Origin of the sequence: Mesorhizobium sp. M7A.F.Ca.ET.027.02.1.1, from assembly GCF_004022985.1 — a bacterium.
In the GTDB taxonomy this organism is placed as follows: domain Bacteria; phylum Pseudomonadota; class Alphaproteobacteria; order Rhizobiales; family Rhizobiaceae; genus Mesorhizobium.
Window position 1 is genome coordinate 1 of sequence record NZ_RZOL01000467.1, and the last position, 4,449, is coordinate 4,449.

General features: G+C 64.8%; 4 protein-coding genes. All 4 read right to left on the reverse strand.

Translation table 11 applies throughout. From position 1 onward, the window contains the following. The coding region (locus EN749_RS31355) for an aminotransferase class I/II-fold pyridoxal phosphate-dependent enzyme (protein ID WP_128364607.1) at window positions 1–552 on the reverse strand (552 nt) is incomplete at its 3' end. Continuing rightward, window positions 545–1,450, reverse strand: a complete 906-nt coding sequence (locus EN749_RS31360) for a homocysteine S-methyltransferase family protein (protein WP_128364608.1) — start codon at window positions 1,448–1,450, stop codon at window positions 545–547. The genes EN749_RS31355 and EN749_RS31360, both read right to left, overlap by 8 nt. Next, a complete protein-coding gene (locus EN749_RS31365; RefSeq protein ID WP_127810152.1) occupies window positions 1,447–3,900 on the reverse strand; it encodes an FAD-dependent oxidoreductase in 2,454 nt (817 codons plus the stop codon). The genes EN749_RS31360 and EN749_RS31365 overlap by 4 nt, the downstream gene beginning before the upstream one ends. A 20-nt stretch (window positions 3,901–3,920) precedes the next feature. After that, window positions 3,921–4,448: an XRE family transcriptional regulator gene (locus tag EN749_RS31370; RefSeq protein ID WP_245491533.1), complete on the reverse strand. Its 528-nt coding sequence runs from the start codon at window positions 4,446–4,448 to the stop codon at window positions 3,921–3,923. Window position 4,449: the final 1 nt, after the last annotated feature.

Below are 4,449 nucleotides of genomic sequence, written 5' to 3' on the forward strand. Positions count from 1 at the left end.
CGAATAGACAGCACCGGTCGGATTGTTCGGCGTGTTGATCAGGATGGCGCGCGTGTTCGGCCGGATTGCCGCGCGGATCATGTCGGCACGTGGCTGGAAGCCATCCTCGGCCGGTGTCTCGACGACTGTGAAGTCAGCGCCCGCGGCGCTGAACGTGTTGGGATAGGTGGCGTAGTAGGGCGCCACGACGATGGCGTGGTCGCCCTGGTCGAGCACGCCCTGCACAGCGGCGTAGAGTGCGGCCTGTCCGCCCGGCGTGGCGATCACCTGATCCGGCGACGTCTCGACCCCGGTGCAGGCGCTCGAGGCCGCCGCCATCGCCTTGCGCAGGCGCGGCAGGCCGGGAAGCGGGGTGTAGTGATGATTGCTGCCGCGAACCGCGGTCACACAGGCTTCGATCGTCTGCGAAGGCGTGTCGAAATCATGGTCACCGACCGACAGCATGATGATGTCTTCGCCGGCCTCCTTGCGCGTCCAGGCGGCGAAATGGACTTCCCAGCCGTCCTTGCCCGAAGGCACGATGCCGGAAATGCGCGATGATGGTCTAGGCATGCAAAACTCCCGAAATTTCGTAGCCGGCCTGTTCGAGTCGGTCGCGCAGAGCGGCGATGTGCGGTGGTCCGACTTCGCAGCAGCCGCCAACGATGCTTGCCCCAGCCTCGACCCAGCCGATCGCCTGGTCGGCATAGGCATCCGGGCCAAGGTCGTGACGAGCGTGCAGCACATCGACGGTGCCGCCGTGCTTGAGTGCTTCGGTTGACGTGAAGCCATTGGCGTAGGCGCCGACCGGGCCGCCGAGGTCGATCAGTTCAGGCAAAGCCGCGGCGACTGCTTCCGGCCGGCAGCAATTGACCAGCCGCGCGGCGACTGCCAGGCCGTCGAGCGCGCTTGCCGCGGTGGCTATTGCTTCGCCGCTGCGCAGCCGCGGCTTGCCGTGGTCGGCCAGCGTCCACGACACCCATACCGGCTTGCCGCTTTCCGATGCCGCGGTGACCGCCGCGCGGGCTTCGTCCGCCGACGCCATGGTTTCACACAGGAACAGGTCGACGCCATCGGCCTGCTCGGCAACGATGCGGCGGTAAATATCGAGCGTGGCCTCGAAGGAAATGGTCAGTGCCGGTGCATAGCTGCCGAAAAGCGGCGATAGGCAGCCGGCGATGGCTGCATCGCCGGCCTCGTCGCGGGCCTGCCTGGCCAATTCGATGCCGCGCTTCTGCAACGGCTTGAAAAGGTCTTCCGCACCTTCACGCGCCAGGCGTTCGGGCGTTGCCGAATAAGTGTTGATGGTGATGACGCGAGCGCCGGCGCGAATGAATTCCGCGTGCAGGTCGCGCACCAGATCAGGTTCGTCGATCAGCACCCTGGCCGACCATAGCGGCGTCGGCTCGGATTTGCTGCGGCGGACCAGTTCCTGGCCCATGCCGCCATCGGTGAGGATGATTTTCTTCATGCGCGCAGCCTTTCGTTCTTCGGATCCCACAGCGGTTCATCCTTCTGCACGATCGCCTGAAAGCGGTCACCGAAGATTTCGACCTCGACTGATGTGCCTGGCTCGGCCAGATCGGCGCGCAGCATGCCGAGCGCGATCGACTTGTCGACCCGGTGGCCCCAACCGCCGGACGTCGTCTCGCCGACGATCTTGCCGTCATGCCACAGCGTCGACACCGAAGGGGCGTCGCAGTCGCCCGGGTTCTCTATAACCAGCGTGACGAAGCGCTTCTTCACGCCTTGCTGCTTTTCGTTCTGGAGTGCAGCCTTGCCACGGAAATCGGGCTTGTCCCATTTGACGAAGCGCTCCAGCCCCCCCTGCAGGATCGAATAGTCGGTCGACAGGTCGCCCTTCCAGGTGCGGTAGCCTTTTTCAAGCCTGAGCGAATCCAACGCATACATGCCGAATGGCTTCAGCCCATGCTGCTGGCCTGCCGCGCAGACGGCGTCGAAGATGGCGGCGGTGTCGTCCACCCTGGTGTGGATTTCCCAGCCGAGTTCGCCGGCGAAGGAGACGCGCACAAGCTTCGCCCAGCGGCCGGCGATCTTGGTTTCCTGATGCGTCAGCCATGGCAGAGTGAGGTCGGCTTCGCAGACATCAGTGAGGATTTTTCGCGAGTTCGGGCCGGCCAGGATCTGGGTCGAGAATTCCTCGGTCCGGTCGATCAGCCTGAACGGCGCATCCTTGGGCATGCGCGACTTCAGCCATTCGAAATCATGCCACTGCGCGACCGCCGCGGTGATCAGCGTCATCAGGTTGTCGTCGTGGCGAACCACGGACATTTCGGTGACGATGCGGCCCTTGTCGTCGGCGAAATAGACGAGACCGAGGCGGCCGGGCTTCGGCACCAGGCCGGTGACCTGCAGGCTCAGCCATTCGGCGGCACCGGGACCGTCGAGGTTGAAGCGCGAGAAGCCCGGCAGGTCCAAAATGCCGGCGGCGTCGCGCACGGCCAGGCACTCCTCGCGCACGCGATGATGCCACGGTCCGTCGCGGCGGAAGGTCAGCGTGGCTTCCTCGGAAATGTCATCGCCGTCTTGTGCGTACCAGGTGGCACGCTCCCAGCCATTGTAGGCGTCGAAGCGGCCGCCGAGCGCCTTGATGCGATCGTGGATCGGCGACAGCTTGCGGTCGCGGCCTTCCGGCCAGGCATGGCGCGGGAACTGGATCGCGTATTCGTTGCCGTAGATCTCCATGCCCTTGGCGAGGCAGTAGTCCGGCGCCGAGGCAAAGGAGGTGAAGCGGCGCGGGTCGCACGACCACATATCCCATTCGGTCTGGCCCTCTGTCACCCATTCGGCCAGCACCTTGCCGGCGCCGCCACCCTGGGCAATGCCGAAGGTGAAGACGCAGGCCTCGAAGGCGTTGGGAACGCCGGGCATCGGGCCGATCAGCGGGTTGCCGTCCGGCGTGTAGGGGATAGGCCCGTTGATCACCTTGGACAGGCCGGCGGTGCCAAGGATCGGCACGCGGGCGACGGCATCGGCCAGATAATGTTCCAGCCGGTCGAGGTCGTCGGGGAACAATTGAAAGGAAAAATCCTCCGGCATCGGGTCGTTGTGGGTGGCCCAATGCGCGCGGCAATTGCGCTCATAGGGACCGAGATTCATGCCGTTCTTCTCCTGACGCAGATAGTAGGAGGTGTCGACGTCGCGCAGCAGCGGCAGTTTCTTGCCCTGTTCCTTCGACCATGCCGCCAGCTCGGGGATCTCCTCGAACAAAATGTACTGATGGCTCATCACCATCATCGGCACGTCGCGGCCGAACATCCGGCCGACTTCGGCGGCGCGGTAGCCGGCGGCATTGACGACGATCTCGCAGCGGATCTCACCTTGCGCCGTCTCGACCACCCACTCGTCGTTCTCGCGGCGCACGCCTGTGACCGGGCAGAAGCGGATGATCTTCGCGCCCATGTCGCGCGCGCCCTTGGCCAGCGCCTGGGTGAGCTGCGCCGGATCGATGTCGCCGTCGCTCGGGTCGTAGAGCGCGCCTTTCAAATCATGCGTCTCGATGAAGGGATAGCGGCGCTGGATCTCGTCGACGCCGACGATGTCGATGTCCATACCCTGGTAGCGGCCCATGCCCTTGGCGCGCTGAAATTCCTGCATGCGCTCTTTCGTGTGGGCAAGGCGCAGCGAGCCGGTGACGTGATAGTTCATGGGATAGTCGACTGCGTCGGCCAGCCCGCGATAAAGCTCGGTCGAATAGCGCTGCATGTTCATCAGCGACCAGGACGAGGAGAAAGTCGGCACGTTGCCGGCGGCATGCCAGGTCGAGCCCGAAGTCAGCTCGTTCTTTTCCAAGAGCACGCAGTCGGTCCAGCCCGCCTTGGCGAGATGGTAGAGCGCGGAAGTGCCGACGGCACCGCCTCCGATGATCACCACGCGCGCCGTGCTCGGCAAACCCGCCATGTTCTTCTCCAAACTTGAACTCAATAGACGGGTGGTGAAACCACCCAGATGACAATTGCAGGCTCCGCGCCCGGATTGCGCCAGCGGTAAGGCTTGCCTTCAAAGCGAAAGGAGTCGCCTTCGCCAAGCCGATGCCAGACACCTCCGATCTCGATGTCGAACAGCCCGGAGGCGACGTATCCAGCTTCCTCGGTCGGCCGCTGCGCCTCGGCCTTCAGTTCCGCGCCCGGCGCGAAGACCGAACGCACCATCTCGAAGCTACCGCCGAGATCGGGCGACAGAAGCTCCTCCACCAGGCCGGATTCGCTTGTGCCAAGCGTGCGGCGCCTGCCAGCGCGCACGACCACGCCGCGCTCGCTTTCGACAGGTACGTCATGGCTGAAGAACAGGCTGATCGGCACGCCGAACAGTTCGGCGAAGGCTCGGAGGTCACCGAGCGATGGCGTCGACAGACCGCGCTCGACCTGGCTGACCCAGCCGACCGAACGGCCAAGCTTCGAGCCGATCTCGGCGAGTGTCAGCGCGCGCGCCTTGCGCAGGGCCCTGATA